Raw genomic sequence first — 25,223 nt, forward strand, 5'->3', positions numbered from 1 at the left:
TGTCGGCATCGAGAGTCCGGTGCGCCGCTGTGCGGAAGCTGTGCCGGACGTGGGGGATGCCTGTGCACCCGGCTGGCCGGGACCCGGCGCACAGGAAACGCACAGCCATGGCACAGCTCGACCTGAAGTCCGGGCCCGAAGATGGCACGATGAGCAGTGTGAACGCCGCATCTGCCGGCCGGGGAAAGACCGAGCTGCGCCGCGCCGACGGCAGCCCGGTCCGGGTGCTGGTCGTCGACGACGAATCGACCCTGGCCGAACTCGTGTCCATGGCTCTGCGGATGGAGGGCTGGGAAGTGCGCAGTGCGGGCACCGGCGCCGAGGCAGTGCGGGTCGGCCGCGACTTCCGGCCGGACGCGGTGGTGCTCGACGTGATGCTGCCCGATTTCGACGGTCTCGAAGTGCTGCGCCGGATGCGTGCCGAGACGCCCTATCTGCCGGTGCTGTTCCTGACCGCGAAAGACGCGGTGGAGGACCGGATCGCCGGACTCACCGCGGGCGGAGACGACTACGTGACCAAACCGTTCAGCCTGGAAGAGGTGGCGCTGCGGCTGCGCGCGCTGCTGCGCCGGGCCGGCGGAGTGTCCGGGGCCACCGGATCGCAGCTGGTGGTCGGCGACCTGACGCTGGACGAGGACAGCCGCGAGGTGCATCGCGGCGGCGAGCTGGTGCCGCTCACCGCCACCGAGTTCGAGCTTTTGCGTTACCTGATGCGGAATCCGCGCCGGGTGCTGTCCAAGGCGCAGATCCTCGACCGCGTGTGGAGCTATGATTTCGGCGGCCAGGCCAACATCGTCGAGCTCTACATCTCCTACTTGCGCAAGAAGATCGACGCCGACCGGGAACCGATGATCCACACCATGCGCGGCGCCGGATATGTCCTCAAACCCGCCGCGGGCTGACCGCCGGGCCCGCGCCGGATCCCGGCCGTGGTCGTTGCGCCGCAGGCTGATCGCTCAGCTGGCGGCGCTGCTCGCGTTGGTCTGCCTCGTGGTCGGCGTGGTCACCGAGTTCGCGCTGCACGATTTCCTGGTCGGGCAGATCGACGTCCGGCTGGCCGCGGCGAGCGACCGCGGGCAGCACGGGCCGCAGCGAACGCCCGGGACCAACGGCCCGAAGACGCCGCCGGACCCGCTGCTCGCGGTCGGGCAGAGCGAGGGCACGCTGCTGGGACGCGTCCGCGGCGGCGCGATCGGCGCCTACGTGATCGACCAGAGCGCGGTGCTGGCCGGCCGGCCGTTCACCCGGGTGACCGACGAACAGGCACAGCAGCTGCTGGCCGTGCAGCCCAACGGCCGGCCGCGGACGGTCGACCTCGGCGGACGGCTCAATTCGTATCGGGTGCTCGCCATTCGTTCGCCGCGCGGCGAACTGGAGCTGGTCGGGCTGCCGATGTTCGGCGTCAGCGCGACGTTGTGGCGACTGGGATTCGTCTTCGGCGGGGTGGCGCTCGGCGGCATCCTGGTCGCCGGGTTCTTCGGCGCTATCACCATCCGGCGCACGATGGCCCCGCTCGACCGGCTCGCCGCGACCGCCGCCCGGGTGTCCGAACTGCCGCTGGACCGCGGTGAAGTGGCGCTGTCCGAGCGGGTGCCGGAGGTGGACACGGATCCGCGCACCGAGGTCGGCAAGGTCGGCTCGGCGATCAACCGGATGCTGGGGCACATCGCCGACGCGCTCGCCGCCCGCCAGGCCAGCGAGAGCCGGGTGCGGCAGTTCGTCGCGGATGCCAGTCACGAGTTGCGCACGCCGCTGGCCGCGATCCGCGGCTACGCCGAGCTGACCCGGCGCACCGGCGAACAGCTGCCGCCGGACGTCGCGTTCGCGATGAGCCGGGTGGAATCCGAATCGGCGCGGATGACGACGCTGGTGGAAGACCTGCTGCTGCTCGCCCGGCTGGACTCCGGCCGTCCGGTGGTGCACGAACCGGTCGACCTGTCCCGGTTGGTCGCGGATGCGGTCGCGGATTCGCACGTCGCCGGCCCGGACCACAAGTGGCTGCTGGAGCTGCCCGGCGAACCGCTGACCGTGCTGGGCGATTCCGGGCAACTGCACCAGATCGTGCTGAACCTCCTCGGCAACGCCCGGACGCACACGCCGGCCGGCACCACGGTCACCACCTCACTGTCCACAAACGACGGTTGGGTGACTTTGTCCGTTGTGGACGACGGGCCGGGAATTCCGCCGGAAATCCTGCCTGACGTATTCGAGCGATTCGCCCGCGGCGACACTTCTCGTTCGCGTGCGGCCGGCAGCACCGGACTGGGCCTGGCGATCGTCGCGGCGGTGGTGGCCGCGCACTCCGGCCGGGTAATGGTGAACAGCCGGCCCGGCCGCACCGAATTTCTCGCCTGGTTCCCGCAGTTGCGTGACGGTGGCAACATCCAGCAGTGAACGATTCACAGCCGGCGCACAGCCCTGGCCGTGAGAATGTCGTCATGACGACTGTCGTCGCGTCTGCCCCCGCACCCGCCACTGTGGACACTCCGCGCTGGGTGCGTCCCGCGGTAGCGGTGCTGCTGCTCGGCACTGCCGCGCTCTATCTGACCAACCTCGCGGTTTCCGGCTGGGGAAACGACTTCTACGCGATGGCGGTGCAGGCGGGCACCTGGGACTGGAAAGCCTGGTTCTTCGGTTCGCTCGACCCGGGCAATGTCGTCACGGTCGACAAACCGCCCCTTTCACTGTGGGTGATGGGGTTGTCCGGGCGGATCTTCGGGTTTTCGAGCTGGAGCATGCTGGTGCCGGACGCGCTGGCTGGAGTAGCCGCGGTCGGTCTGCTCTACCTCGCGGTGCGGCGGCTTTCCGGCCCGGTCGCCGGTCTGCTGGCCGGTTCGCTGCTCGCGCTCACCCCGGTGGCCGCGCTGATGTTCCGGTTCAACAACCCGGACGCGTTCCTGGTGCTGCTGCTCGTCGCGGCCGGCTATTTCCTGGTGCGGGCATTGGAGAACGCGAGCACGAAGTGGCTGCTGCTGGCCGGTGCGGCGATCGGGTTCGGGTTTCTCGACAAGATGCTGCAGGCGTTCCTGGTACTGCCCGCGTTCGTGCTGGCCTACCTGGTTGCCGCGCCGACTTCGCTCGGACGGCGGCTGTGGCAACTGCTCGCCGCGGCTGGTGCGGTCGTGGTTTCCGCGGGCTGGTGGGTGCTCGCGGTGGCGCTGTGGCCGGTCTCGGATCGGCCCTACATCAGCGGATCGACGAACAACAGCGTGCTGGAACTGGCGTTCGGATACAACGGGCTGGGCCGGATTTTCGGGCAGGGGCACGGCGGGGGCGGCGGTGCGGTGCGGCCGGATCCGTCGGCGGTGTCCGGTGCGCGCGCCGGAGCGGTCCACGGCTTCGGCGGGCAGACCGGGCTGACCCGGCTGTTCAGCGAGCAGTTCGGCGGTGAAGCTTCGTGGCTGCTGCCGGCGGCGTTGATCGGTCTCGTGGCCGGCCTCTGGTTCAGCCGGCGCGCGCCGCGTACGGACCGCACGCGCGCGGCGTTGCTGCTGTGGGGCGCATGGACGGTGGTCAGCGTTCTGGTGTTCAGCTATATGAGCGGGATCATCCACCCGTACTACACCGTCGCGCTCGCGCCCGGAATCGCGGCGACGGTGGCGATTTCGGCGACTGAGCTGTGGCGCGGACGCGAGTACCTCGCGCCGAGGGTGGTGCTCGCGGCGATGCTGGCGGCGACCGTGGCCTGGAGTTTCCTGCTGCTGGACCGGACGCCGAGCTGGCAGCCGTGGGTGCGCTACGCGGTGCTGGGGCTGGGGGTGGTCGGAGTGTTCGCCTTGCTGTTCGCCGCGGCCCGACGTGTGGTCGCGGTGCTGGCGGTGGTGGCCGCGTTGCTGGGGATGGCTTCCTTCACGGTCGCGACCGCCTCGACCGCGCACACTGGCGGCAGCCCGGCCTCCGGGCCGCAAACCGGGCGCAAGGGCCGGGTCGGCTTCGGTGGCCCGGCAACATCCAATGCGGAACTGAACCGGTTGCTGGCGACCGCGACGACGAAGTGGGCTGCCGCGGAAACCGGCGCGATGCAGGCCGCCGGGCTGGCGTTGAACAGCGGCAAGCCGGTGCTCGCGGTCGGCGGGTTCAGCGGCAGCGACCCGGCGCCGACGCTCGCCCAGTTCCAGCAGTACGTGGCGCAGGGGGAGATCCACTACTTCGTCGTGCCCCGCACCGGGCGCGGTGGCTCAGCCGACCGCGCCGGGCGAGCCGGCCCGGGAGGCTTCGGCGGCAGCCGCGGCACCTCCGCGAAGATCACCGCGTGGGTGGAGCAGACCTTCCACGCCAGCACGGTCGGCGGCACGACCGTCTACGACCTCACGCAAAAGTGACCGAGGTATTCGCCCCGCACAGCACCAAGCAGGGCAGTTCGGCCGGGATCCGCCCGGCGAGCCAGGCGGCCAGCGGCGCGGCGGCGGCCGGTTCGACGGCGAGCCGGAAGTCGCGCCACAGCAGGTCCCGGGCGGCGATGATCTCGGCGTCGCTGACCAGCACCGATGTGACCGCCGGCGAGTTCAGCAGGCCGAACGCCAGCTCGCCGACCCGAGTCGCGCCGAGCGCGGACGCGGCGACCGAGTCGATGGCGACGTCCACCGGCTCGCCGGCCGTGAGCGCCGAGTGCAGCGCCTGGCAGTGTTCGGGTTCCACCGCGAACACCTGGCGGCCGTCGGCTGCCAGAGTCGCGCCGGAAGCCAGTCCGCCGCCGCCCACTGCGACGGCGATGGCGTCCACGTCCGGCGCGTCCGCGACGATTTCCGCCGTCACGGTGCCCTGACCAGCGATCACGTTCGCGTCGTCGTACGCGTGCAGGTAGCGGGTGCCCGGCTGTTCGGCGACCGCCAGCGCGGCGGCCGCGGCCTCGGCGTAAGCCGAGCCATGCCGGACGAGCTTGGCTCCGGCTGCCTCGATGCCTGCGGCTTTCGCTTCGGGCACGTTGTCCGGCACGTAGATCACCGCGGGCACGCCAAGCGCGCGGGCCGCGGTCGCGACACCGAGACCGTGGTTGCCGCCGGACGCGGTGACGACGCGCTCCGGCAGCGGCCCGCTGAGCAGCGCGTTCACCGCGCCCCGGAGCTTGAACGACCCGGATCGCTGGAGGTGTTCCAGCTTGAGCATCAGCGGCCGACCGTCGATGTCAGTGCGTAACAGCGGCGTCCTCCGTACGTGTTGCTTGACCCGGATCGTGGCAGCGGTGACATCGGCGGCGGTGGGAGCGGTGCGCATAACGGTCATTCTCCTCCGCTCGCCTCCGCAGCGCGTGCCGCTCGGCGGGAAAACCGCAGCTTGCCAGGGCTAGACACGCGGTGCGAAGGCATTGTCGAGAGCTTGTCGATCTCGCTAAGCTCTCGCCGGACGGTGGGCGGCCGACCCGGCGCGTACCGCGACGAGTAGTACCGAAAGTAGTGACTTCCTGCTGGTGTCCCCGATAGGTGCACTTCTCGCCTCGGTCTCGTCCGGAGTCCTCGGGAACGGAAGGTGACGTGGATGGGGCACGGCTCGACCCGGTCGCGCGAATCCGGTGCACGGCTGCTCGGCCGGCTCGGCATCCGCAGTGTCCAGGCGAAGGTGACCGTGCTGGTCGTCGTCCCGCTGGTCCTGGTGCTGGCCGCTGCGGTACCGCTTGTGCTGGTGCTCGGCTCCACTCGCACGGCGCTGCTCGTCGGTGCCGCCGCGGTCGTCCTTTTCGGACTGGTCACCGCGTTCTCCGTGCTGACCGCGCGCGCGATCGTCCAGCCGCTGCGCCGGTTGTCCGGACAGGCGCGCTCGATCGCGGACTTCTCCGGTGCTGAGCTGGCCCAGGTCGCCGAGCCCGGCGCGGGCCCGCCGCAACCGCCGTTGCCCCAGCTGCACGCCGGAAGCGGCGACGAACTCGCCGAGCTGGCCGCCGCGTTCAACCGGCTCCGCAGCACCGCCGTCGCCGTCGTAGCCGGGCACGCGAGCGCTCGCCGTTCCGGGCTGCAGCTGCTGGCGGGCGCGGCCAAACGCACCCAGAACCTGGTCAGCGGCCAGCGCACGGTGCTCGACGAACTCACGCGCGCGGCCGACGATCCGGTGCTGCTCGCCGGGCTGCGCCGGGCCGACCACGCGGCACTGCGGCTGCGGCGGACCGCGGACGATCTGCTCGTGGTGTCCGGCAGCAGCGACGAAACGCGGGTCGGCGGTCCGATCGAGCTGGCCACCGCGCTGCGTTCGGCGGCCGCCGAGATCGACGACGAATCGCGGGTCCAGCTCGGCGAACCGGCCGAGGCGCTGCTCGCGCCGTCGCTCGGGATCGACCTGGTGCTGCTGTTCGCCGAGCTCCTGGAGAACGCCGCCTCGTTCTCGCCGCCGGAGTCGGCGGTCGAGGTCACTACGGAGTTCCGGGACAGTGGTGAGCTGCTGGTGACCTTCGTCGACCACGGCATCGGCCTGCCCGCCGACCGGCTGGCCGAAGCGAACCGGCGGCTCGCCGAGCCGGGCGAGGCGACTGGGCCACAGCTCGGGCTGGCGGCGGTCGCCCAGCTCGCGAAGCGGCATTCGCTGGGCGTCGAGCTGGCGTCCACTCCGGACGGCGGGGTGGCGGCTCGGGTGGCGGTGCCGCAGGCGCTGTTCACCCGGGACGTCGATTTCCAGCGCGGGCCCGGGCTTTTCGAACCGGGCCAGGTGCCGCAGCCGCGGCCGGATCAGCTGCCGGTGCCGTTGCCCGCCCCGGCGATCGCCGCACTGTCCACTCCGGCACCGGCCGGGTTCCGGTGGTTCATCGATCCGGAGCCGATCGACGACTCCGCCGCAACCGCGCCGGAAAGCCCGGAAACGCCGGCCGAGGAAACTCCGCAACCGGCTGAAGCCGTCGCGGACCAGCCGGAATGGCCAGACTCCGAAGCGAGCGAATTCGCTTCCCTCGCCGGGACTCTCGAAGTGCTGGACGGACCGGCGGCGGACGCGGCGGAGCAGGAGAACGCCGCGATGGCCGCGCTCGCCGCGGCCGAAGCGCTCGCCGAACCGGACGCCGAGGATCCGTCGCCGACGTACCAATTCACGGTCGTGCCGCCGGAAGCCCGCGACGGGGTGCTCCGCCGGGTCCCCGGCGCGCAGCTCGCGCCCGGACTCAAGATCCCGCAGATCGTCCGGACGCCGTTGCCCCGGCGTGCCTTGCGCGACCCGGCCGCCGAACGAGCCGCTTTCGACTCCTTCTCCGACGGAGTCGCCAAAGCACAGCAAGTCACCGCACAGCAGGCCGATCAAGGAGGATCATGACCGTTCCCGCCGCCGCGCAGAACTTCAACTGGCTGGTCAACCGCTTCGCACTGCACACCGCAGGGGCGATCGCCGCGCTCGCGGTGTCCGCGGACGGCCTGCTCATCGCCGCGTCGCAGGAGCTGGACCGGGCGGACGCCGACCGGCTCGCGGCCACCTGCTCGGCGATGCTCGCGCTGGCCCAGAGCGTGTCCGACAGTCACCCGCTCGGCTCGCCGGACAAGGTCGTGGTCGAGCTGGAACGCGGCTACCTGGTGGTGTGCACCATCAGCATCGGCTGCTCGCTCGGCGTGCTCGCCAACAAGCAGGCCAGCCTCGGCACGATCGCTTACGAGATGGCGATGTTCGCCAACCGCGCGTCCGAGGTGCTGACGCCGGCGCTGGTCGACGAGCTGAAGAACTCCGCCTTCGCCTGAGCGGGCCGGTACAGCCATGAAGATCCTCGTGCTCGGCGCGGCAGGCGCCGGGAAAACTACGACCGTGCAGACGGTTTCGGAGATCGCGCCGGTGCGCACGGACACCGGCGCGACCACCGCGGCACTCGATTTCGGCAGGCTGCGCACCGGCGGGCGGCAGCTGTACCTGTTCGGCGCGCCCGGACAGGCCCGGTTCTGGTTCCGCTGGCGGGACCTCGTCCAGGGTGCGGACGCCGCGCTGGTGGTGGTCGACCCGCGCCGGATCGCGGACGCCTACCCGGTGCTCGACGCGGTGGAAGGGCTGCGGCTGCCGTTCGCGGTCGGCGTCAACTGCTTCGACGGACTGCTCACCCGCCCGCTGCACGACGTGCGGTGGGCGCTGACGGTGCGCGACGGCGTCCCGGTGCACCCGTTCGACGCGCGCGATCCGGTGTCCGTGCGGGAGATGCTCGACCTGGTCGCGGCGGGCGTGGCCGAGGGGGCGGAGGCGGCGCAACCGAGTCCGCTATAGTCGTCTACGGGGACCCCCCGTGGCGTCCACCCTGTGAACTTCCCCAGGGCCGGAAGGCAGCAAGGATAAGCGGGCTCTGGCGGGTACGGGGGGAACCCGCTTTTTTTATGCCCTTTTCCGGCGAAGCCGGGTCAGAAGACCCCGAGCACGTCTTCCGGCGGCGTCGGCGACGCCAGCTCTTCCGCGTCCAGCACCGCGGCGGCCTTGCCCCGCAGCTGACGCAGCTCCGCGCCGTGCACCACCCGCGCGGGATACGGCGACGAGGCCGCGCGCCGGGTCAGCTCTTCGACCGGCAGTTCCTGCCGCGACGCGGCCAGCACGAGATTGCCGAACCGCCGCCCGCGCAGCACGCTGGGCTCGGCCAGCAGGACGACGTGCGGGAACACCTCGGCGAGCGTCGCGACGAACCGGCGCGCGAACGGCAGCCCCGGCCCGTCGGTGATGTTCGCGAGCATCGTCCCGCCTGGCCGCAGTACTCGCGCTACGTCGGTGACGAACTCGACCGTCGCCAGTCCGCCGGCGAGCGTCGCGCGTTCGAAGGCGTCGATCACGATCAAATCCGCCGACGCGTCGTGCCGGCTGCGCACTCCTTCGCGGCCGCCCTCGATGCGCACCCGCAGCTTCGGCACGCTGCGCAGCTCGAGCTGCTCGCGAACCAGCTCGATGAGCGGCTCGTCCGCGTCGAACACCAGCTGGCGGGAACCCGGGCGGGTCGCAGCGACGTAGCGGGGCAGCGAGCAGCCCGCACCGCCGACGTGCAGCGCGTCGAGCGGACCGGGCGGCAGGAAGTCGACGAGGTCGCCGAGCCGGCGCACGTAGTCGAACTCCAGGTTCGTCGGGTCGTCGAGATCGACGTAGGACTGGGCCACGCCGTCCACCGACAGCATCCAGGCGTTCGGCCGGTCGGCGTCGCGCAGGAGCTCGGCGGTCCCGAACCGCACCGGATAACTGCCCGGTTTCGGCCCGCTGGGAGTGCGGCCGCGACCGGTTCGGGAGTGGCTCACCGCAGTCACTGTAGTCTCGGGCTCGTGGCTCTCGCGCTGTACCGCAAGTACCGTCCGGCGACCTTCGCCGAGGTCGTCGGCCAGGAGCATGTGACCGAACCGCTGCGCACGGCGCTGGCGGCTGGGCGGATCAACCACGCGTACCTGTTCTCCGGTCCGCGCGGCTGTGGCAAGACGTCGAGCGCGCGGATCATGGCCCGCTCGCTGAACTGCGCCGAAGGCCCGACCCCGGACCCGTGCGGCAAGTGCAACTCGTGCCGCGCGCTCGCGCCGGAAGGGCCGGGCAGCGTCGACGTCACCGAACTCGACGCGGCCAGCCACGGCGGCGTGGACGACGCCCGCGAGCTGCGGGACAAGGCCTTCTACGCGCCGGCCGAATCGCGCTACCGGGTCTTCATCATCGACGAGGCGCACATGGTCACCACGCAGGGCTTCAACGCCCTGCTGAAGATCGTGGAAGAGCCGCCCGAGCACCTGATCTTCATCTTCGCCACCACCGAGCCGGACAAGGTGCTCACCACCATCCGCTCGCGCACGCACCACTACCCGTTCCGGCTGATCCCGCCGAGCTCGATGCGGGAACTGCTGGAACGCAACGTCGCGGCCGAGGGCGCGCAGGTCGAACCGGCGGTGTACCCGCTGGTCATCCGGGCCGGCGGCGGTTCGGCGCGCGACACCCAGTCGGTGCTGGACCAGCTGCTCGCCGGGGCCGGTCCGGAAGGCGTCACGTACCCGCGCGCGGTGTCGCTGCTGGGCGTCACGGACGTCGCGCTGATCGACGCGATGATCGACGGGCTCGCGCAGGACGACTCCACCAGCGTGTTCCGCACCGTGGAGAGCCTGGCCGACGCAGGGCACGACCCGCGTCGGTTCGCGACCGACCTGCTGGACCGGTTGCGCGACCTGCTGCTGATGCGCGCGGTCCCGGACGCGGGCGAGCGCGGCCTGGTCGCCGCGCCGGACGATGAGCTCAAGAAGATGACCGAGCAGGCCGAGCGGCTCGGCCCGGCGACCCTGTCTCGCTATGCCGACATCGTCCACAGTGGACTGTTGGAGATGCGCGGCGCGACCTCGCCGAGGCTGGTGCTCGAACTGCTGTGCGCGCGGATGCTGCTGCCGTCGGTCACCGAGGCGGAAAAGGCGTTGCTGGCCCGGATCGAACGGCTGGAACGGCGTCCGGCCGGCGTGGCTCCCGCGACCGGGGCGGCCCCGGTCGCCGCGGCGGCACCGGCCCCGGTCGCGTCGGAGAGCGGAGTCAGCGCGGCACCGGCGGCCAGTGCGGGCACCGCCGCACCGGCGCGGTTCCAGCGCCCTTCGCAGCGACCAGCCCAGTCGGAAGCGGCGGATGCGCCCAGCCCGGCCCCGGCTCGTCCACGGGAAGAGCCCGCCCGTCCGGCGGCGGAAGCGCCGGTCCGTCCGGCCGAACCGGTCGCCGAAGCCCCAGCCCGGCCTGCTCCAGAACCTGTGCCCACGCCGGAACCCGCGCCCGCCCCGGAGCCGCCCGCCCCGGAGCCGTCGGCACCGGAGCCGTCGGCCGCGACCGGCGGAGTGGACGCGGCCAAGGTCCGCGAGGTCTGGCCGCAGCTGCTGGCGTCCCTGCGCAAGCTGACCGGCGGACGTGCGCTGGAAGCCATGCTCACCCAGGCCGCGGTGGTGGACGTCGAAGGCTCGGCCGTCACGCTCACGCACAAGTCCGAACCGCTGGCGCGACGCCTGGGCGACAACGCGAACACCAGCAAGATCGCCGCCGTACTCGGCGAAGTGCTCGGCGGAGAGTGGCAAGTCCGCTGTGTGCACGGTGCCGCCCCGGCCGCGGCTCCCGCGCGCCCGGCCGCCCGGCCGCAGCCGCAGACCCCGGCTCCCGAGCAGCGTTCGTTCACCCGACCGTCCGCCGCGGCCTCGGGCTCGCCCGCTGCTCCGGCGCCGCCCGCGCCGCCGAAGCCCGCGGTGGAAGCGCCGAGCCGGCCGCGAGTCACCACGACCGAACCGGATATCCCGCTGCCGCCGGAACCGTCGGACGAGGAAGACGACGACATCTATTCAGAGGACTCCAGCCCGGTCCCGCCGCCTCCGCCGCCGCCCGCGGACGAGGACCCGGAGGAGATCGCGCGGAAGTTGCTCTCCGATCACCTGGGTGCCCGCCCGCTGGACTGAGCTCCAAAGCCAGGAACTTAAAGCGGCGCTATGAGTGCGGTTTCGCCAGGTCTGCCCAGCGTGAAGGGCCGGGGCGGCTCGGGCGGCGGGAGCGGGAGTTGTGGTCCGTGAAGGGCCCCTTACCGGACTTAGATTCCCTCAAGGGGCCCTTCACGGACCTGATGTAACGGTCACCTGAGACTCAAACAGGTATTAGGCGTGCAGCTGAAGTTCCTGGCATTGGGACTGAGCTGTCAGCGCACCAACCGGACCGTCAACGGCCGCTCGGTCGGCTGGGCGGCGGTCCGCACGGTCACCGTCCGGCTTGCCTCGTCCCAGCTCCAGTCACCGGGAGGACTCCAGCGTCCGTTCACCAGAACCGCGGACGGAGCACTCGCGTTGGTGAACCGGACGGTCCACGAACGCGCTGCCGGGCGGCCTGGGTACGAGCCGTGCATCGCGTCGACAGACAGCGTCGCCGACCGACTGTCCGTTGTGTACTGAAGGTTGGTCGTCGCGCCCTTCGCGGATGACTGTCCGTCGTCCTCGTACAGCGTGAACGCGCCGTTCCGCCCGTCGGCCACCGTGACTGTCGCGGCGGTCAGCGGATTGTGCTCGTCTCCGGTGACGTTTCCACTGCGCGTCACCATGATTCCGCCCGAGCGCACGAACACCGGCATCGTGTCCCAGCCGGTCGTGATCTGTGCGGTGCTGCCGCCGCGGTAGGTCTTGCCGGTGAAGTAGTCCGTCCAGTCGCTGCCGGGCGGGAACCACACGCTGGTGGTCGCGGTAGTGCCGGGACTGGTCGCGGGCGCCACCAGGACGTCCGGGCCGTACAGATACTCGCCGCCGGCTTGCGCGTACGCCTCCTGCTGGCCGGGGTACCGCAGGTACAGCGGCTGCACGATCGGCATTCCGGTCGCGGTGGCCTGCTGCGCCAGCGTGTAGGTGTAGGGCACGAGATCTTCCCGCAGGTTCAGGAATTTCGTCGCGGAAGCGTCCGCCGCCGCTCCGTACTGCCAGGGCAGCCGGTCGCTGTGGTTGGAGTGCAGCCGGTCGATCGGCTGGAATGTGCCGAGCTGCACCCAGCGTGCGTACAGGTCGTCCGGCAGCTTGGTGCTGCCCGGCTCGGTGCCGGGTTCCTGCAGGCCACGGGTGTGGCCGCCGATGTCGTGGCTCACCGACGCCAGTCCGGTCGCGGCGGATTCGCCCGGGGTGTAGCCGACTTCGTAGCCGAGCGTGGCCCAGTCGGAAATCGTGTCGCCGGTGAAGTGCAAGGTGGTGCGCTTGTCCGCCCACGGCCCGGTGGGCACGGCGGTCGGCGAGCTGTAGCCACCGGCTTGCAGCGAACCGTAAGCCCGGGAGAACGCGAAGCCTCGACCGCCGCGTTGCGCCGCGTCGTCGGCGTACTGCTGGTTGATCCACGCGTCCGGTGTCACGCCGGGCAGACTGGACTTCGAACCGTCGCAGCACCAGTCGAGCCACCAGACGTCGTTGCCCTGTTGCTCCATCGTCCGGTGCAGGCCGAGATACGCCTGCAGCTGGTCCGGATCACCGAAATCGAAGACGTAGCAGTCGTTTCCGCCGCCGCCGCAACTGCCGGGCCGCAGTTTGCCCTTCGCGGTCGCTTGCGCGGCCGGGAACTGCGGGTCGGAGGCGAGGATGCTCGGGTGGATGTTCAGTGTGGTGTGCAGGCCCTGGTCGTGCGCCCACTGGAAGAACGCCGCCGGGTCCGGGAACCGGGTCGGGTCGATTTCCCAGCCGTTCCAGCGGTTCGGGGTCTTGAAGTCGGTGTCGATCACGAGCATGTCGAGCGGGACGCCCTGGGAACGGAACTTCGGCACGATGGTCTGCTGGAAATCGGCCGCGGTGCGGTCGTAGTACTCGGAATACCAGACGCCATAAGCCCATCGGGGCAGCAAGACCGACGGGCCGGTCAGCTGCGCCAGTTCCTGCAGTGCGCGCGGATAGTCCTGGCCGTAGGCGAAGACGTAGCCGCCTTGGTAGGTCTGGCCGCCGTGTGCCGGACGTTGGGTGACTGCCTTGGTGCGCGGGTCGTACAGCGCGGACGCGGTGTCGTCGAGCAGAGACCAGCCGTCCTGGTAAAGGATTCCCGGTGCGGAGACGGCAGATCCGTCCACGCCGTCGAGGCCGCGCCGGTAGCCGCCGAGTGCCGCGTGCGGGGCGAGCAGCACCGAATGCGGCCGGGTGACGGCGACGGTGTCGAGATTGACGTGACAGCTGGTGGAATCGGGGCAGGAGAACGTCACGGTGTTGGTGCCGGCCTTCAGCTGGACCGGAATCGCCGTGGTGCGCCAGGAATTCCAGCTGCTGGTCGGAGGCAGCGTCAGCTTGGCCGGGGAATTGCCTGCCTGCAGCGTCAACGTGGTCGGCTGGGTTTGCCCGGCGGCGACGGTCGCGTCGGCGTAGCGGAGCTGCAGGTCGTACGCGCCGTCGGCGGGCACACCGGTCACGGTGAGCGCGTCGGTGGCGCCAGCCCGTTCCATGCCAGCGAGGAAGGCTTTGCCGGAGTAGCCGTCGTGGTCACTGGCCGGACGCGCGCCGCCGGACAACGCGCCCTGTTCAGCTTCGCAGAGTCCGCCGAAGCCGCATGGCACCGGCGCGGGCGGCACTGGCTGCGGGTAGGCGGCACCGGGGTTGACCACGGCGAGGCTGTCGACGTTGACGTGGCCCGAGTCGCCCGCGCCCAGCGCGACGGACACCTGATGCTGCCCTGCCGGCAGAGTCAGCGGGACCGTCGCGAGGGCCCAGGTGTCCCAGTCCGCGGTGGGCGGCAACGTGATGGTGCGCGGGTTCGCGCCGTCGACGAGGACGGACAGGGTGCGGGTGGTGTGCAGGCTGTCGCCGCCGGTCCCGTTGGCATACCGCAGATCCAGCTGGTAGTCGCCGGCATTCGGCGCGGTGGTGCGGAAGGCCAGGTTGTCGCCGGGGTCGCTGAACCCGGCCGCGAAGCCGCCCCCGGTGTAGCCACCGTGGTCGTTCGCCACGCCCGGCCCGGCGAGCTGCATTTCCTCGGCCTCGCACAGCGTGTCGAACGCGCAGACCGGCGTGAGCTTTCCCGCCCACGGCCGCGCGGTCACGTCCTGGCCTCCGGTGCGCAGCCGGACGGTGAGGTTGTCGTCGGAGAAGGCACCGGAATTGAGCTTGTACCGGAGCTGGACGGCGCTCGTCTGGATGGTCAGCCAGCCGTCGCGTTTCGTTGCGGTGTAGGGAGTCCGGCGAAAACTGTCGCGGCCGACCGCGTTGAACGTGCCGGCGTCGGCGAACGCGGAGTCGCCCGCGTATTCAGTCCGGATGAGAGTCGGTGAAAGGACTTCGAACCGCGCTTGCCCGGCGGTCACGGTTTGTGGCGCCAGGTCCGCCGCCGCGGCGGTCCCGGTCGACACGAGGGTGCCCGCCGTCGCCGCCGCGGTCAGCAGCCGCAGCAGTCGTCCTCGGAGTGATGTTGCCCGTCTGGCCACCGTTGCCTCCTTGACAGATCCCCGGCGACGGTAATTCGGGACCGATCAAGAAAGAAGGCGGCGGCGCAGGGCTGTCCGGTGTTCTGTCTTTCCCGTCTCTCGTTCGGCTCCGTCCGCGGACACCGTGCGCAGGGCGGCCGGCGCGAGCGCGAACCGAGTCGGCGAGCTTGCCGCGTCGACCGGTCCAGTTCGGCGGGCTTGCTGCTTCCCCGCGCGATACGGCAGTCCGGGAGGGGCTTCAGCCAGCCAGATACGCCTCGATCGCCTGCGCGATGGCCTGTGCGTAATGCTGCCGCCCCGCGGCCGAGGACATTTGCGCCGCCTCGTCCGCGTTTCGCATGTTCCCGCACTCCACCAGCACCGCCGGCCGGGTCGACAGGTTGAGCCCGCCGAGGTCGTTCCGCGGCGACAGGCCCGCCGAACCGATGTAGGTCGACGTCGGGAACCCGTCGTCGCGCATGCCGTCGCGCATCGTCCGGGCCAGCTTCATCGACGGCTCGCCCTGCGCGGCGTTCAGCGGCGGCGACGAATAGGCGACGTGAAACCCGTGCGCGGTGGGCGAAGTCGATCCGTCCGCGTGGATCGACACCACCGCGTCCGCGTTGGCGTTGTTGCCGATCTGCGCCCGTTCGTTGACGCACGGACCGACCCCGGAGTCGTTCGTGCGCGTGTACACGACCTTGATTCCCTTGGCGGCCAACGCGTTTCCGACTTCCTGGGCGACCGCGAAGGTGAACGCGTGCTCCGGGTAGCCGGAATTGGTCGACGTGCCGGTGGTGTTGCACGGCTTCGTGTGCCCGCGCCCGGCCGGCACCTGCCGGTTGATCTCGCCAGGATGCGACGCGTTGCCGCCGTTGTGCCCCGGATCGAGCACCACGACCTTGCCCGATCCGACGGCCGGCGCCGCCGCTGACGACGTGGCTGCAGCGGAGGAGGAAGGCAGCGGTGGCGCGCTTGACGCCGGACCCTGCGCGGACGAACTCGGCGCCGCCGATGTCGAGGGTGCCGCGGCGGAGGAGGAGGCGCCCGCGCCGCCGCCGGAACACGCGGTGAGCAGCATCAGGCCGGTCAGCACCGGGAGGGTCGTCGCACGCACAGCGACCACGGTGCCACAGGAGCGCCCGCTCGCCCGGCGCCGACGCGCCGGTCCCGCGGCCCGCCCCGCCGTCACCCGCGGCGGAGCGCGGCTAATCTGGGGTGGAACACCCGAAGCGGAAGGATCGAGTGATCATGGTGCAACCTGGCGGCGGCTTCGACCTGTCGCAGATCATGCAGCAAGCCCAGCAGATGCAGCAGAAGCTGGTCGAGGCACAGGAGGAGCTTGCCAACACCGAGGTCACCGGCACCGCGGGCGGCGGACTGGTCACCGCGACGGTGTCCGGCGACAGCCAGCTCAAGAGCCTGGTCATCGACCCGAAGGTGGTCGACCCGGACGACGTCGAAACCCTGTCCGACCTGGTGGTCGCGGCGGTGCGGGACGCGTCCGCCAGCGCGCAGAAGCTGACCGAGCAGAAGCTGGGTCCGCTCGCGGGCGGCCTCGGCGGCGGGGGCGGCATGCCGGACCTCGGCAGCCTCGGGTTCGGCGGCTGAGCTCTTGTACGAAGGTGTCGTCCAGGACCTGATCGACGAGCTGGGCCGATTGCCCGGCGTCGGTCCGAAGAGTGCCCAGCGCATCGCGTTCCACCTGCTGGCCGCCGATCCCGCGGACATCGCGCGGCTGCAGGACGTGCTGGGCAAGGTCAAGGAGGGCGTGCAGTTCTGCGAGATCTGCGGCAACGTTTCGGAACAGCAGACCTGCCGGATCTGCCGCGACGAGCGCCGCGACCTCACAGTCATCTGCGTGGTCGAAGAACCGAAGGATGTGCTGGCGGTCGAGCGGACCCGGGAGTTCAAGGGCCGCTACCACGTGCTCGGCGGCGCGCTGGACCCGTTGTCCGGCATCGGCCCGGAGCAGCTGCGGATGCGCGAGCTGCTCAAGCGCATCGGCGAAGCGGACGTCAGCGAGATCATCATCGCGACCGACCCGAACACCGAGGGCGAGGCGACCGCGACCTACCTGGTGCGGATGCTGCGCGACTTCCCCGGGCTGTCGGTCACGAGGCTGGCCTCCGGCCTGCCGATGGGCGGCGACCTGGAATTCGCGGACGAACTGACTCTGGGCAGGGCGCTGTCCGGGCGGCGTGCGTTGTGATTGCTTGGCCGTGAGGGCCTGTTGCAGGACTCAGAGTCAATGCGATGAGCCGTGAGGGGCCTGTTGAGGGAATCAGATTCCCTCAACAGGCCCCTCACGGACCACAACTCCCGCCGCCCGGCGCTGACCCCCGCCATCTGCCACCCCGACCCGCCCGCGGGATCGCGTCGGCGCCTGACGGAGCTGCGTGCACGGCCCCCCCGGGCCGGGTGCGCAGCTCCGTCAGACGCCGACTTGAAGGCGATCCCGCGCGCGCCGACGAAGTCGGCGCCATCCAACACAGACCGGCGCCAAAGACTCAGCAATAACCCAGCTGTGCCAGTGAGTTCACCACGATGTCGGACGGGTGGTACTTGTCCATCCAGGACTCGCCGCGTCGGTTTTGGTAGGTGTCCAGGAATTCCTGCAGCTTGTCGCCGCGCATTTCGGTCAGCATCACGTTCTCGCCGATGCCCACGTGCCGCTCGGTGCGCGCCCGGTGGACCGCGCACGGCAGGCCGAGGTAGCCGCATTCCTCTTGCAGGCCACCGGAATCGGTGACCACGTACTCGGCGCGCGCGACCAGCGGCAGGAACTTCAGGTAGCGCATCTTCGGCTGGGCGATGAACTGGTCGTCGAACAGCTCGTCCAGGCCCAGCGAGCGGATCTTCTCCCGCTCCGGCGCGCCGGCCAGGTACAGGATCGGCATTTTCCGGCTCTGCGCGCGCAGGATCTCCAGCACCTCGCGGTACTTGTCCGCGCGCGACACCAGTTCGAACCGGTGCAGCGTGGCCAGTCCGAACTTCTCCGGCAGGCCGGGCACGTCCAGCGGCTGGTCGATCACCTGGCGCATGGAGTCGATCGCGGTGTTCGCCTCGGTGTTCACCACCACACCGCGCGCGCCGCGCAGGTTGTGCACCTCTCGCTCGCTCGGCGAGAAGTGCAGGTCCACCAGCTTGCCGGCGATCTTCCGGTTCAGCTCCTCGGGCAGCGGCGACAGGATGCTGCCGGACCGCGTGCCCGCCTCGATGTGCCCGACGCGCGCCTTCAGGATCTTCTTGCCGATCAACGCCCCGTACGGGGTGGTGAACGTGTCGCCGTGCACCAGCACCAGCGGCGGACGGCCGTCCGAGGCGAGCCGGGTGCGCAGTTCGGCACGCCGGCCCCACGCCGTGCGCATCACCTGCGCGGCCCAGCCCGGCACCTGCGCGGGCGATTCGAGGTTGTGCGCGCGCTCGCGGGGCACGAACCACAGCGCGGGTTCCGGCAGCTGGAGGTCCGCGAGCACGTCCGCGACCTCGTCCACGTGCTGCGCGGTGAACCAGATCTCCGGTTTCGCGCCGCGGTCGGCGATGCGATGGAACACCGGCGCGATTTTGATCAGTTCCGCGGTGGTGCCGACAATGAAGGAAATCACCGTGGATTACCCAATCTCCGAGCCGGCTGCGGCCGGGTAAACAGAAGGTCAACGGTGCGGGCCAGGATGCTGCGCGGTCTGCCCCGCCCGGTACAGGGTAGCCTCGCCGGGGTGAGTGCGAATCCGCCCCTCCCGTCGCTCAGCGTCGTGATTCCGGTCTACAACGAACAAGACTGGATCGACCGCAGCGTAGGCGCGCTGATCGCATCCGCGGAGGCGGCCCGGTGGCCGGTCGAGGTGCTCGTCGTGGACGACGGGAGCACCGACGGCACTCCCGCGCGGCTCGCCCAGCTGCGCGACCAGCACGGCATCACCGTGCTCACTCAGTCCAACGGCGGCCGGTTCGAGGCCCGCCGCGCCGGGATGGCCAAGGCGTCCGGCGAATGGCTGCTGCTGCTCGACAGCCGGGTGATCGTGGACGAGAACAGCCTCGCTTTTCTGCGCGATCAGCTCACCGCGCATCCGGAACGCGCGGCGTGGAACGGTCACATCAACGTCGCGTCCGAGCGCAATCCCTACGCCGGCTTCATGTCCGGTCTCGTCGCATTCTCCTGGCGCAAGTACTTCGCGGACCCGAAGCTGACCTCGTTCGGCGTCGAGGAATTCGATCTGTATCCCAAGGGCACCGGCTTTTTCTGTGCTCGCCGCGATCTGCTGGAGGGTTCCGCGGCCGCTTTCGAATCGCTGTTCGACGACGTCCGGCTGGCCAGCGACGACACCCGGATGCTGCGCTGGATCGCCGAACGTGCGCGCATTCACCTGGCCCCGCAGTTCTCCGGGACCTACCACGGCCGCGATTCGCTCAAGAAGTTCTTCTCCCAGTCGTTCTTCCGCGGCACCACCTACGTCGACTCCTACCTCGGTTCCGCCGGGCCCGCCCGCACCGCGCTGTTCGGCGCGCTCGCGGTCGGCACGGCCGGGGTCGTGCTGGCGGCGAAGAAGCCGAAGACCACCGCCGCGCTCGGGGTCGCCGGGTCGGCCGCGGCCGCCGCGGTGGTGAAGAAGTGCGGGGCCAGCACCGCTGAGGCGCGTGCGGTCGGCACGTTGCTGCCGGTCTTCGCGGCCGGGTTCGGTTCGGGCGTGCTCCGCGGCTTGTTCCTGGCCTTGCGCGCCCGGCAGCGGCGCCGATGAGCGTGGCCGAGACCGGTGAGACGGCCAACGGGGTCGTCCGGGACACCCATCGCACCGCGGGCAAGCTCGGCGGTTCGCTGATCGCGGCGATCGCGCTCGGCTACCTCCTCACCGTCGCCTGCGCGCGGCTGCTGCCGCCGGACCAGTACGCCACCTTCCTCACCTTCTGGGGCCTGCTGATGGGCCTCGGCAGCGCGCTGTCCCCGTTGGAGCAGGAACTGTCCCGGCAGTCCGCGACGGCCGCGCTCACCGGCGGTCTGGCCGGCCGCGGCGCGCTGCGCGCGGTAGCCGTTTCGGCGGCGGCCGCGGCCGCGTTCGGGCTCGCCCTGCTCATCCCGCCGATCAACGAACGGCTGTTCCACGGCGCCTGGGAGCTCGCGCTGATCGTGCTGGCCGGCGGGGTCGCGTTCGCCTGCCAGTTCGGCGTCCGCGGGCTGCTGATCGGTCAGCACCAGGTCAAGCACTTCGCCGGGCTGATCGTCGCCGAGCCGGCGGTGCGCGCGCTGGTCCTCGGCCTGCTCGTGATCGCCACCGCGTACCAGTTGGTGCCGCTGGCGCTGGCGGTCGCCGCCGGCTCGTTCGCCTGGCTGCTGTTCATCCGGCAGGCGTGGCGGCTGCTGGACGTCCGCGCGGACGGCGACGGCTGGACGGTCACCGGCCGCCGGATGCTCATGCTGCTGCTCGGCGCGGCCCTCACCGCGAGCGTCATCACCGGCTACCCGGCGCTGGTCGGTCTGCTCGCCCCGGGCGGCGACCGCGACCGGATCGGCGCGGTGTTCGCCGCGCTGGTCATCGCCCGGCTGCCGCTGACCTTGATCGGGCCGGTGCAGTCGCTGGCCGTGCCGTTCGTGGTACGGCTCTCGGCCACCGCGGCCGGACGGCACCGGCTGCGCCGGGTGCTGCTGCTCGGCACGTTCGCCTCGCTCGCGCTGGCCGCGCTCGGTGCGCTGGTCGGCATGCTGATCGGCCCGTGGGCGGTGCGGTTCGTCAACGGGCCCGCCTACCAGGTGGACGGCTGGGCGGTCGCCGGGCTCGTGTGGTCCTCGGTGCTGCTGGTGCCTATGCAGTTGCTCACCGCGGTGCTCGTGGCGCGCGCACAGGCCCGCGGGGTGCTCATCACCTGGGCGGTGGTCGCGGCCACCGCGTCCGCGCTGTTGGTCGCCGTCCCGGGCGATACCGTTCTGCGCGCTGTAGTTTCGCTCGCCGCCGCGCCGATGGCCGGGCTCGCGGTCGTGCTCGTATTCGTCCTCGCTAATTCGTCGGCGGAAGCAACCGCAGACACGGGTGAAGCGTGTTCTTAGCGTCGCAGTAGTGTGACTTCCCGAGCCGCCGGGACCGGCGTGCGCCGGATGGCAAAAGCCGATCAGGTTTGGATTCGAATTCGATGAACGTTCTTCTGGTGCTCCTTGCATTCTGGGTGCCTGGGCTCGTCTTCGGGGCGGCGATCCGGCTGCGCGGATGGACGCTCGCCGCCGCGGCGCCGCTGCTGACCTTCGGGATCGTCGCGCTCGGCGTCCCGGTGCTCGGCAACGTCGGCATCCGCTGGTCGCTGCTCAACGTCGCGCTCTGGACGCTGGTGCTCGCCGCGGTCGGCTTCGGGCTGGCGTTCGCGGTGCAGCGGCTGCGGGCCCGGCGGCACCCGGACTGGGAGGCCGACGAGCTGCCGCGGCTGCCGCTGCGCGATCACCTCGTGATGGCGGGTGGCGTCGCCGCCGCGATGGTTGTGGGCGCCGCCACCTTCCTGCGTGGCACCAACGGGATCGCCAGCGTCCAGCAGGGCTGGGACGCGCCGTTCCACGGAAATCTGGTCCGCTGGATCGCCGAGCACGGCGACGCCCGGCCGTCCACTGTGGGCACCATCGCCAACCTGCCGAACCAGACCAACTACTTCTACCCGGACACCTACCACGCCTTGCTCGCACTGGTTTTCGGCAAGGGCGGGCTCACCATGATGCCCACGCTGAACCTGGCCGCGCTCGCGGTGATCTTCACCGTGCCGTTCGGGGTGGCCGCGCTGTGCCGGGTATGGGGCATGCCGGCGCTCGGCGCCGCCGCGGCGGCCGCGGTCAGCACGTGGTTCAGCGCCTTCCCGTACGACTCGCTGTGGCGCGGTCCGTTGTGGCCCTATGTCGCCGGGGTCGCGTTGATTCCGGCAATGCTGGCGCTTTCCCGTTACCTGCTGAAGCCGAACGGCATCGCGGGTCCGGTCGCGATCGGCGTCGGTGTGGCCGGGTTGTGCGGTCTGCACACCAGTGTCGTGTTCGTGGTCGTCGTCTATTTCCTGCTCATTCTGCTCACGGTTCTCTTCCGTTTCGAGAAGATAGAATGGCGGCGCAGCGCGCCTTCTCTGCTCGCGACCGGCGGACTGGCGATCGTGCTCGGCATTCCGCTGGTGCTGCCGTCGCTCTACAACGCGAGCGGGGTGACGAGCGCCTACTGGGCGCCGGAGACCACACTCGCCGGCGGGCTCGGCCAGACGCTCACGTTCTCCCCGATGTCGGACTTCCCGCAGTGGTGGGTCGGCGTGCCCGCGTTCGTCGGGATCGTGCTGCTGGTGCGGCGACGGCGGATGCTGTGGATGGTCGGCGCGTACGTCCTGTTCGGTGGCATCTTCATGCTCACCGTGTCGATCAACTCGCCGATCATGCAGACGCTGACCAGCCTCTTCTACAACGACCACTGGCGGATCGCCGCGCTCGTGCCGCTGGCCGGCGCGGTGGCGTTCGGCGAGTTCGCGCACAGCGCGGTCGCCTGGTTCGTTCGCAAGGCTCAGCCGCGGGTGAAGCTGAAGCCGGCCGCGCTCGCCGCGGTCGCGGTGGCCCTGCTCGCGCTCGTGTGCGGCGGCCTGAGCAAGGGCGGCTACCTCGGCCGCAACGCGACGCGGCTCGCGGGCGGCTACCAGGACGGGCCGACAGTGTCCAAAGCGGAGGAGGCCGCCTTCACCTGGCTCGGCCAGCACACCAGGCCCGGCGAGCGGGTGATGAACAACAAGGCCGACGGCTCGGCGTGGATGTACGCGCTGGCCGGCGTGCAGCCGGTGGAGTGGACCTTCTACGGTGCCGGGGCGAACACCAAAGCCTCCTACCTGAGCGCCTGGGTCAACGACATCGACAAGTACCCGGACGTCCGCAAAGACCTCACTGAGCTGCGCGTGCGCTACCTCATCCAGGGCAAGGGGATGGCCGCGGACAACGCGGTCGTGTCGTACGGCGTCACCCAGGTCAAGCCGGGACCGGAGTTCCGGGTGGTGTTCCACAACGAGGGCGCGACGATCTACGAGATCGCCGGACAGTCCGGCGCGACCGGCCCTACCACCGCGAACGGGGAGTGAGCGGTTATGGTGGCTGTCGTGTCCAGCACACCCGTGAGCACCCGACGCGTGCTCATCGTGATGCCGGCGCTCAATGAGCAGGACAGCGTTTCGTCGGTGCTCGCCCAGGTCAAGCAGTCGCTGCCGGGCATGGACGTGCTCGTGGTCGACGACGGTTCGACCGACCGCACCGCCGAACTCGCCCGCGCCGCCGGCGTCCGGGTGGCCCGGCTGTCGGTGAACTTGGGCGTGGGCGGCGCGATGCGCACCGGTTTCCGCTACGCCGTCGCGCGCGGCTACGACGCTGTCGTCCAGGTCGACGCGGACGGCCAGCACGACCCGGACGAGGTCGGCGCGCTCCTGCAGCTGCTCGACGAAGGAGCCGACATCGCGATCGGCTCCCGGTTCGCCGGCAAGGGCGCCTACCGCGCGGTCGGGCCGCGCAAGTACGCGATGGTCGTGCTGTCGATGGTGTTCAGCAGGCTGTCGGGCAGCAGGCTCACCGACGTGACGTCCGGGTTCAAAGCGATGGGCCCGCGCGCGATCCGGCTGTTCGCCGACTACTACCCGGCGGAGTATCTCGGCGACACGATCGAGTCGCTGGTGATGGCGATCCGGGCGAAGCTGTCCATCGTGGAGACTCCGGTCGTGATGCGCGAGCGGGCGGGCGGCAAGCCGAGCCACTCGCCGGTGAAGTCCGCGGTGTACCTGGGCCGCGCCGGGCTTGCCCTGCTGCTCGCGCTGGTCCGCCGTCGTCCGTCCGTCGATTCGTCCGACGCGGCGTAGGGAGGCTTCATGGCAGGCTGGCAGGTACTGAGCATCGTCATCGCGGCTCTCGTACTGCTCGTCGTCGTCGAGATGATGCGGCGGCGGAAGCTGCGCGAGAAGTACGCCGGGATCTGGCTCGTGGTGGCCCTCGGCGTAGTGGTGCTCGCGGTGGTGCCGCCGGTCGCGGAATTCCTGGCGCATCTGACCGGCGTCGCGACGCCGTCGAACTTCGTCTTCTTCCTGGCTGGCGTGGTGCTGGCGCTGGTCGCGCTGCAGCTGTCGACCGAAGTCGGGCATCTGGAGGAAGAGGTGCGGACCGCGGTCGAGGAGACCGCGTTGCTGCGCTGCGAAATGGACGACATCCAGCGCGCGCTCGAAGTGCGGATCGCGGACCTGGAGAAGCGGCTGTCCGCGCCGGACAGCGTCGACGCGCTGCCGGAAGAAGCGAGTTCCGCACGCACGCGCTGATCTCCGCGCTGCTCGCCGCCCCGCCCCGGTTGGGCGAGGTGCGCCTGCTCGCGATCGACGGCCCGTCCGGGGCCGGGAAATCCACGCTCGCCACGGCTGTCGTCTCGGCGTTGGGCCCGAGTGCCGAACTGGTCAGCACGGACGCCTTCGCCACCTGGGACGATCCCGTCGCGTGGTGGCCGCGGCTCGAGCACGGCGTGCTGACCCCGCTGGCGCACGGCCGGCCGGGCGAGTACCGCCGGATGGACTGGACCTCCGGAACCCCGCGACCCGGCGAGCTGGTACGGGTGGCCGTCCCGGAAGTGTTAGTGCTGGAAGGCGTGTCGAGCGGACGACGCGCGGTACGGCCAATGCTTTCGCAGCTGTGCTGGATCGAAGGCGGCACGGAAACGGAACGCCTGGCCAGAGCGGTCGCCCGAGACGGCGAAGCGGCGCGGGCGCACCTGCGCCGCTGGCAGCGGTTCGAGCGCGGCTGGTTCGCGGTGGACGGCACCCGCGCGGCGGCCGATCTACGGCTGCCCTGAGCCGCTGCGACCTTGCCTCCCAGCGCCCGTGTCCGTGAAGGGGCCCTTCACGGAATCCACGTCCCTCAGGGGCCCCTTCACGGAATCTGAGTCCCTCAAGGGGCCCTTCACGGAATCTGTGTCCCTGAAGGGCCCCTTCAGGGAACTCACGTCCCTCAAGGGGCCCTTCACGGACAGTCTCCACCGGCGCGCTCGACTGAGGCAGGTTCGAGCCCCGTAGCCCCCGAGGTGGTCTGAACCGGTCTGAAACTGGTCCGGACAACCGGATCCGATGCTCGACATCGCTTTCCAGCCTGCAAAAACACCGGCCGGGCGGCACTATTGTGCGAATTGCGCAACGGGCGGGAAATGCGGGTACTTTTGGGTTGTTTCCCTGCCCTTCCGGCGCTGGCGCCGACGCGTGCCGACGGCGTGTCGACGGCCTCGTCCGAGCCCGTCCGGACCGGTCCGGAACATCCACGGCACCCGGAACGTACCTCCGAGCGGCTAGGCCAATCGGGTGACCAAACCGCCACTCTTCGTACCAAACCGGCACGTTTGGTTACGCGGAGTGCACAATTGTCGACACGTTGCGGTCATTTTGGCCCTTACGTAGCGCGATCGTAACCTCACGTGCTTAAGCGGAGGCCGAGTTCCCGCTAGTGTCACCGAACACACCGGTC

At 70.6% G+C, this 25,223-nt stretch carries 20 protein-coding genes and 1 other RNA gene; 16 read left to right on the plus strand and 5 right to left on the minus strand.

The features are described 5' to 3' along the window. Window positions 1–149 precede the first annotated feature (149 nt). From AMYBE_RS0135230 to AMYBE_RS0135240, 3 genes are read left to right on the plus strand one after another with little or no spacing between them, the layout of a single operon-like run. The gene (locus AMYBE_RS0135230) at window positions 150–902 is read left to right on the plus strand and encodes a response regulator transcription factor (protein WP_027928352.1); all 753 of its coding nucleotides are present in this window, start codon (window positions 150–152) and stop codon (window positions 900–902) included. Then, window positions 877–2,394 (plus strand): sensor histidine kinase, encoded by a 1,518-nt coding sequence (locus tag AMYBE_RS0135235; RefSeq protein ID WP_027928353.1) that lies wholly within the window; start codon window positions 877–879, stop codon window positions 2,392–2,394. The genes AMYBE_RS0135230 and AMYBE_RS0135235 overlap by 26 nt, the downstream gene beginning before the upstream one ends. A 44-nt stretch (window positions 2,395–2,438) precedes the next feature. Beyond that, complete coding sequence (locus AMYBE_RS0135240; protein WP_027928354.1) at window positions 2,439–4,322, plus strand: glycosyltransferase family 39 protein; 1,884 nt, start codon at window positions 2,439–2,441, stop codon at window positions 4,320–4,322. Here the strand turns inward: AMYBE_RS0135240 and AMYBE_RS0135245 are convergent. Beyond that, window positions 4,309–5,214 (minus strand): serine/threonine dehydratase, encoded by a 906-nt coding sequence (locus AMYBE_RS0135245; protein WP_020664102.1) that lies wholly within the window; start codon window positions 5,212–5,214, stop codon window positions 4,309–4,311. The genes AMYBE_RS0135240 and AMYBE_RS0135245 overlap by 14 nt on opposite strands. A 261-nt stretch (window positions 5,215–5,475) precedes the next feature. Here AMYBE_RS0135245 and AMYBE_RS42940 point away from each other — a divergent pair, with 261 nt between their 5' ends. From AMYBE_RS42940 to ffs, 4 genes are all read left to right on the plus strand, one after another. Then, a complete protein-coding gene (locus AMYBE_RS42940; protein ID WP_020664103.1) occupies window positions 5,476–7,227 on the plus strand; it encodes a HAMP domain-containing sensor histidine kinase in 1,752 nt (583 codons plus the stop codon). Then, window positions 7,224–7,643 carry a roadblock/LC7 domain-containing protein gene (locus AMYBE_RS0135255; RefSeq protein ID WP_020664104.1) on the plus strand — a complete coding sequence of 140 codons (420 nt, stop codon included), beginning with the start codon at window positions 7,224–7,226 and terminating at the stop codon, window positions 7,641–7,643. Before AMYBE_RS42940 ends, AMYBE_RS0135255 begins: the two co-directional genes overlap by 4 nt. 16 nt (window positions 7,644–7,659) lie before the next feature. Next, entirely contained in the window at window positions 7,660–8,154 is a 495-nt protein-coding gene (locus tag AMYBE_RS0135260; RefSeq protein WP_020664105.1) for a GTP-binding protein, read from the plus strand. A gap of 5 nt (window positions 8,155–8,159) precedes the next feature. Continuing rightward, an RNA gene (gene ffs / locus AMYBE_RS43730) (signal recognition particle sRNA small type) lies at window positions 8,160–8,259 on the plus strand. 26 nt (window positions 8,260–8,285) lie between these two features. Here ffs and AMYBE_RS0135265 read toward each other — a convergent pair. Beyond that, window positions 8,286–9,158, minus strand: a complete 873-nt coding sequence (locus AMYBE_RS0135265) for a spermidine synthase (protein WP_084470477.1) — start codon at window positions 9,156–9,158, stop codon at window positions 8,286–8,288. 24 nt (window positions 9,159–9,182) lie between these two features. On the opposite strand from AMYBE_RS0135265, the gene AMYBE_RS0135270 reads away from it, so the two are divergent. Next, entirely contained in the window at window positions 9,183–11,312 is a 2,130-nt protein-coding gene (locus tag AMYBE_RS0135270; RefSeq protein ID WP_020664107.1) for a DNA polymerase III subunit gamma and tau, read from the plus strand. Window positions 11,313–11,545: 233 nt separating this feature from the next. On the opposite strand, the gene AMYBE_RS0135275 is transcribed toward AMYBE_RS0135270, so the two are convergent. Together AMYBE_RS0135275 and AMYBE_RS42945 are read right to left on the minus strand one after the other, a co-directional pair. Next, window positions 11,546–14,773, minus strand: coding sequence for a TIM-barrel domain-containing protein (locus AMYBE_RS0135275; protein WP_020664108.1), 3,228 nt, complete (start codon window positions 14,771–14,773; stop codon window positions 11,546–11,548). A 238-nt stretch (window positions 14,774–15,011) separates the two neighbouring features. Continuing rightward, a complete protein-coding gene (locus AMYBE_RS42945; RefSeq protein ID WP_245573314.1) occupies window positions 15,012–15,878 on the minus strand; it encodes an N-acetylmuramoyl-L-alanine amidase in 867 nt (288 codons plus the stop codon). Between the two features lie 125 nt (window positions 15,879–16,003). Here AMYBE_RS42945 and AMYBE_RS0135285 point away from each other — a divergent pair, with 125 nt between their 5' ends. After that, window positions 16,004–16,363 carry a YbaB/EbfC family nucleoid-associated protein gene (locus AMYBE_RS0135285; protein WP_027928357.1) on the plus strand — a complete coding sequence of 120 codons (360 nt, stop codon included), beginning with the start codon at window positions 16,004–16,006 and terminating at the stop codon, window positions 16,361–16,363. A 4-nt stretch (window positions 16,364–16,367) separates the two neighbouring features. Beyond that, window positions 16,368–16,964, plus strand: a complete 597-nt coding sequence (recR, locus tag AMYBE_RS0135290; protein ID WP_020664111.1) for a recombination mediator RecR — start codon at window positions 16,368–16,370, stop codon at window positions 16,962–16,964. A gap of 298 nt (window positions 16,965–17,262) precedes the next feature. On the opposite strand, the gene AMYBE_RS0135295 is transcribed toward recR, so the two are convergent. Continuing rightward, window positions 17,263–18,360, minus strand: a complete 1,098-nt coding sequence (locus AMYBE_RS0135295; RefSeq protein WP_020664112.1) for a UDP-N-acetylglucosamine 2-epimerase — start codon at window positions 18,358–18,360, stop codon at window positions 17,263–17,265. A gap of 111 nt (window positions 18,361–18,471) precedes the next feature. Here AMYBE_RS0135295 and AMYBE_RS0135300 point away from each other — a divergent pair, with 111 nt between their 5' ends. The 6 genes from AMYBE_RS0135300 (at window position 18,472) to AMYBE_RS0135325 (ending at window position 24,561) form a co-directional block, all read left to right on the plus strand. Then, window positions 18,472–19,491, plus strand: coding sequence for a glycosyltransferase family 2 protein (locus AMYBE_RS0135300; RefSeq protein ID WP_020664113.1), 1,020 nt, complete (start codon window positions 18,472–18,474; stop codon window positions 19,489–19,491). Next, window positions 19,488–20,792, plus strand: coding sequence for a hypothetical protein (locus AMYBE_RS0135305; protein WP_027928358.1), 1,305 nt, complete (start codon window positions 19,488–19,490; stop codon window positions 20,790–20,792). The genes AMYBE_RS0135300 and AMYBE_RS0135305 overlap by 4 nt, the downstream gene beginning before the upstream one ends. 83 nt (window positions 20,793–20,875) lie before the next feature. After that, window positions 20,876–22,822: a DUF6541 family protein gene (locus tag AMYBE_RS0135310; protein WP_020664115.1), complete on the plus strand. Its 1,947-nt coding sequence runs from the start codon at window positions 20,876–20,878 to the stop codon at window positions 22,820–22,822. 6 nt (window positions 22,823–22,828) lie between these two features. Then, window positions 22,829–23,587, plus strand: coding sequence for a glycosyltransferase family 2 protein (locus AMYBE_RS0135315; protein ID WP_020664116.1), 759 nt, complete (start codon window positions 22,829–22,831; stop codon window positions 23,585–23,587). A gap of 9 nt (window positions 23,588–23,596) precedes the next feature. Continuing rightward, complete coding sequence (locus tag AMYBE_RS0135320; RefSeq protein ID WP_020664117.1) at window positions 23,597–24,037, plus strand: DUF2304 domain-containing protein; 441 nt, start codon at window positions 23,597–23,599, stop codon at window positions 24,035–24,037. 29 nt (window positions 24,038–24,066) lie between these two features. After that, complete coding sequence (locus tag AMYBE_RS0135325) at window positions 24,067–24,561, plus strand: uridine kinase family protein (RefSeq protein WP_020664118.1); 495 nt, start codon at window positions 24,067–24,069, stop codon at window positions 24,559–24,561. Window positions 24,562–25,223: the final 662 nt, after the last annotated feature.

The organism is Amycolatopsis benzoatilytica AK 16/65, assembly GCF_000383915.1.
Lineage (GTDB): Bacteria > Actinomycetota > Actinomycetes > Mycobacteriales > Pseudonocardiaceae > Amycolatopsis > Amycolatopsis benzoatilytica.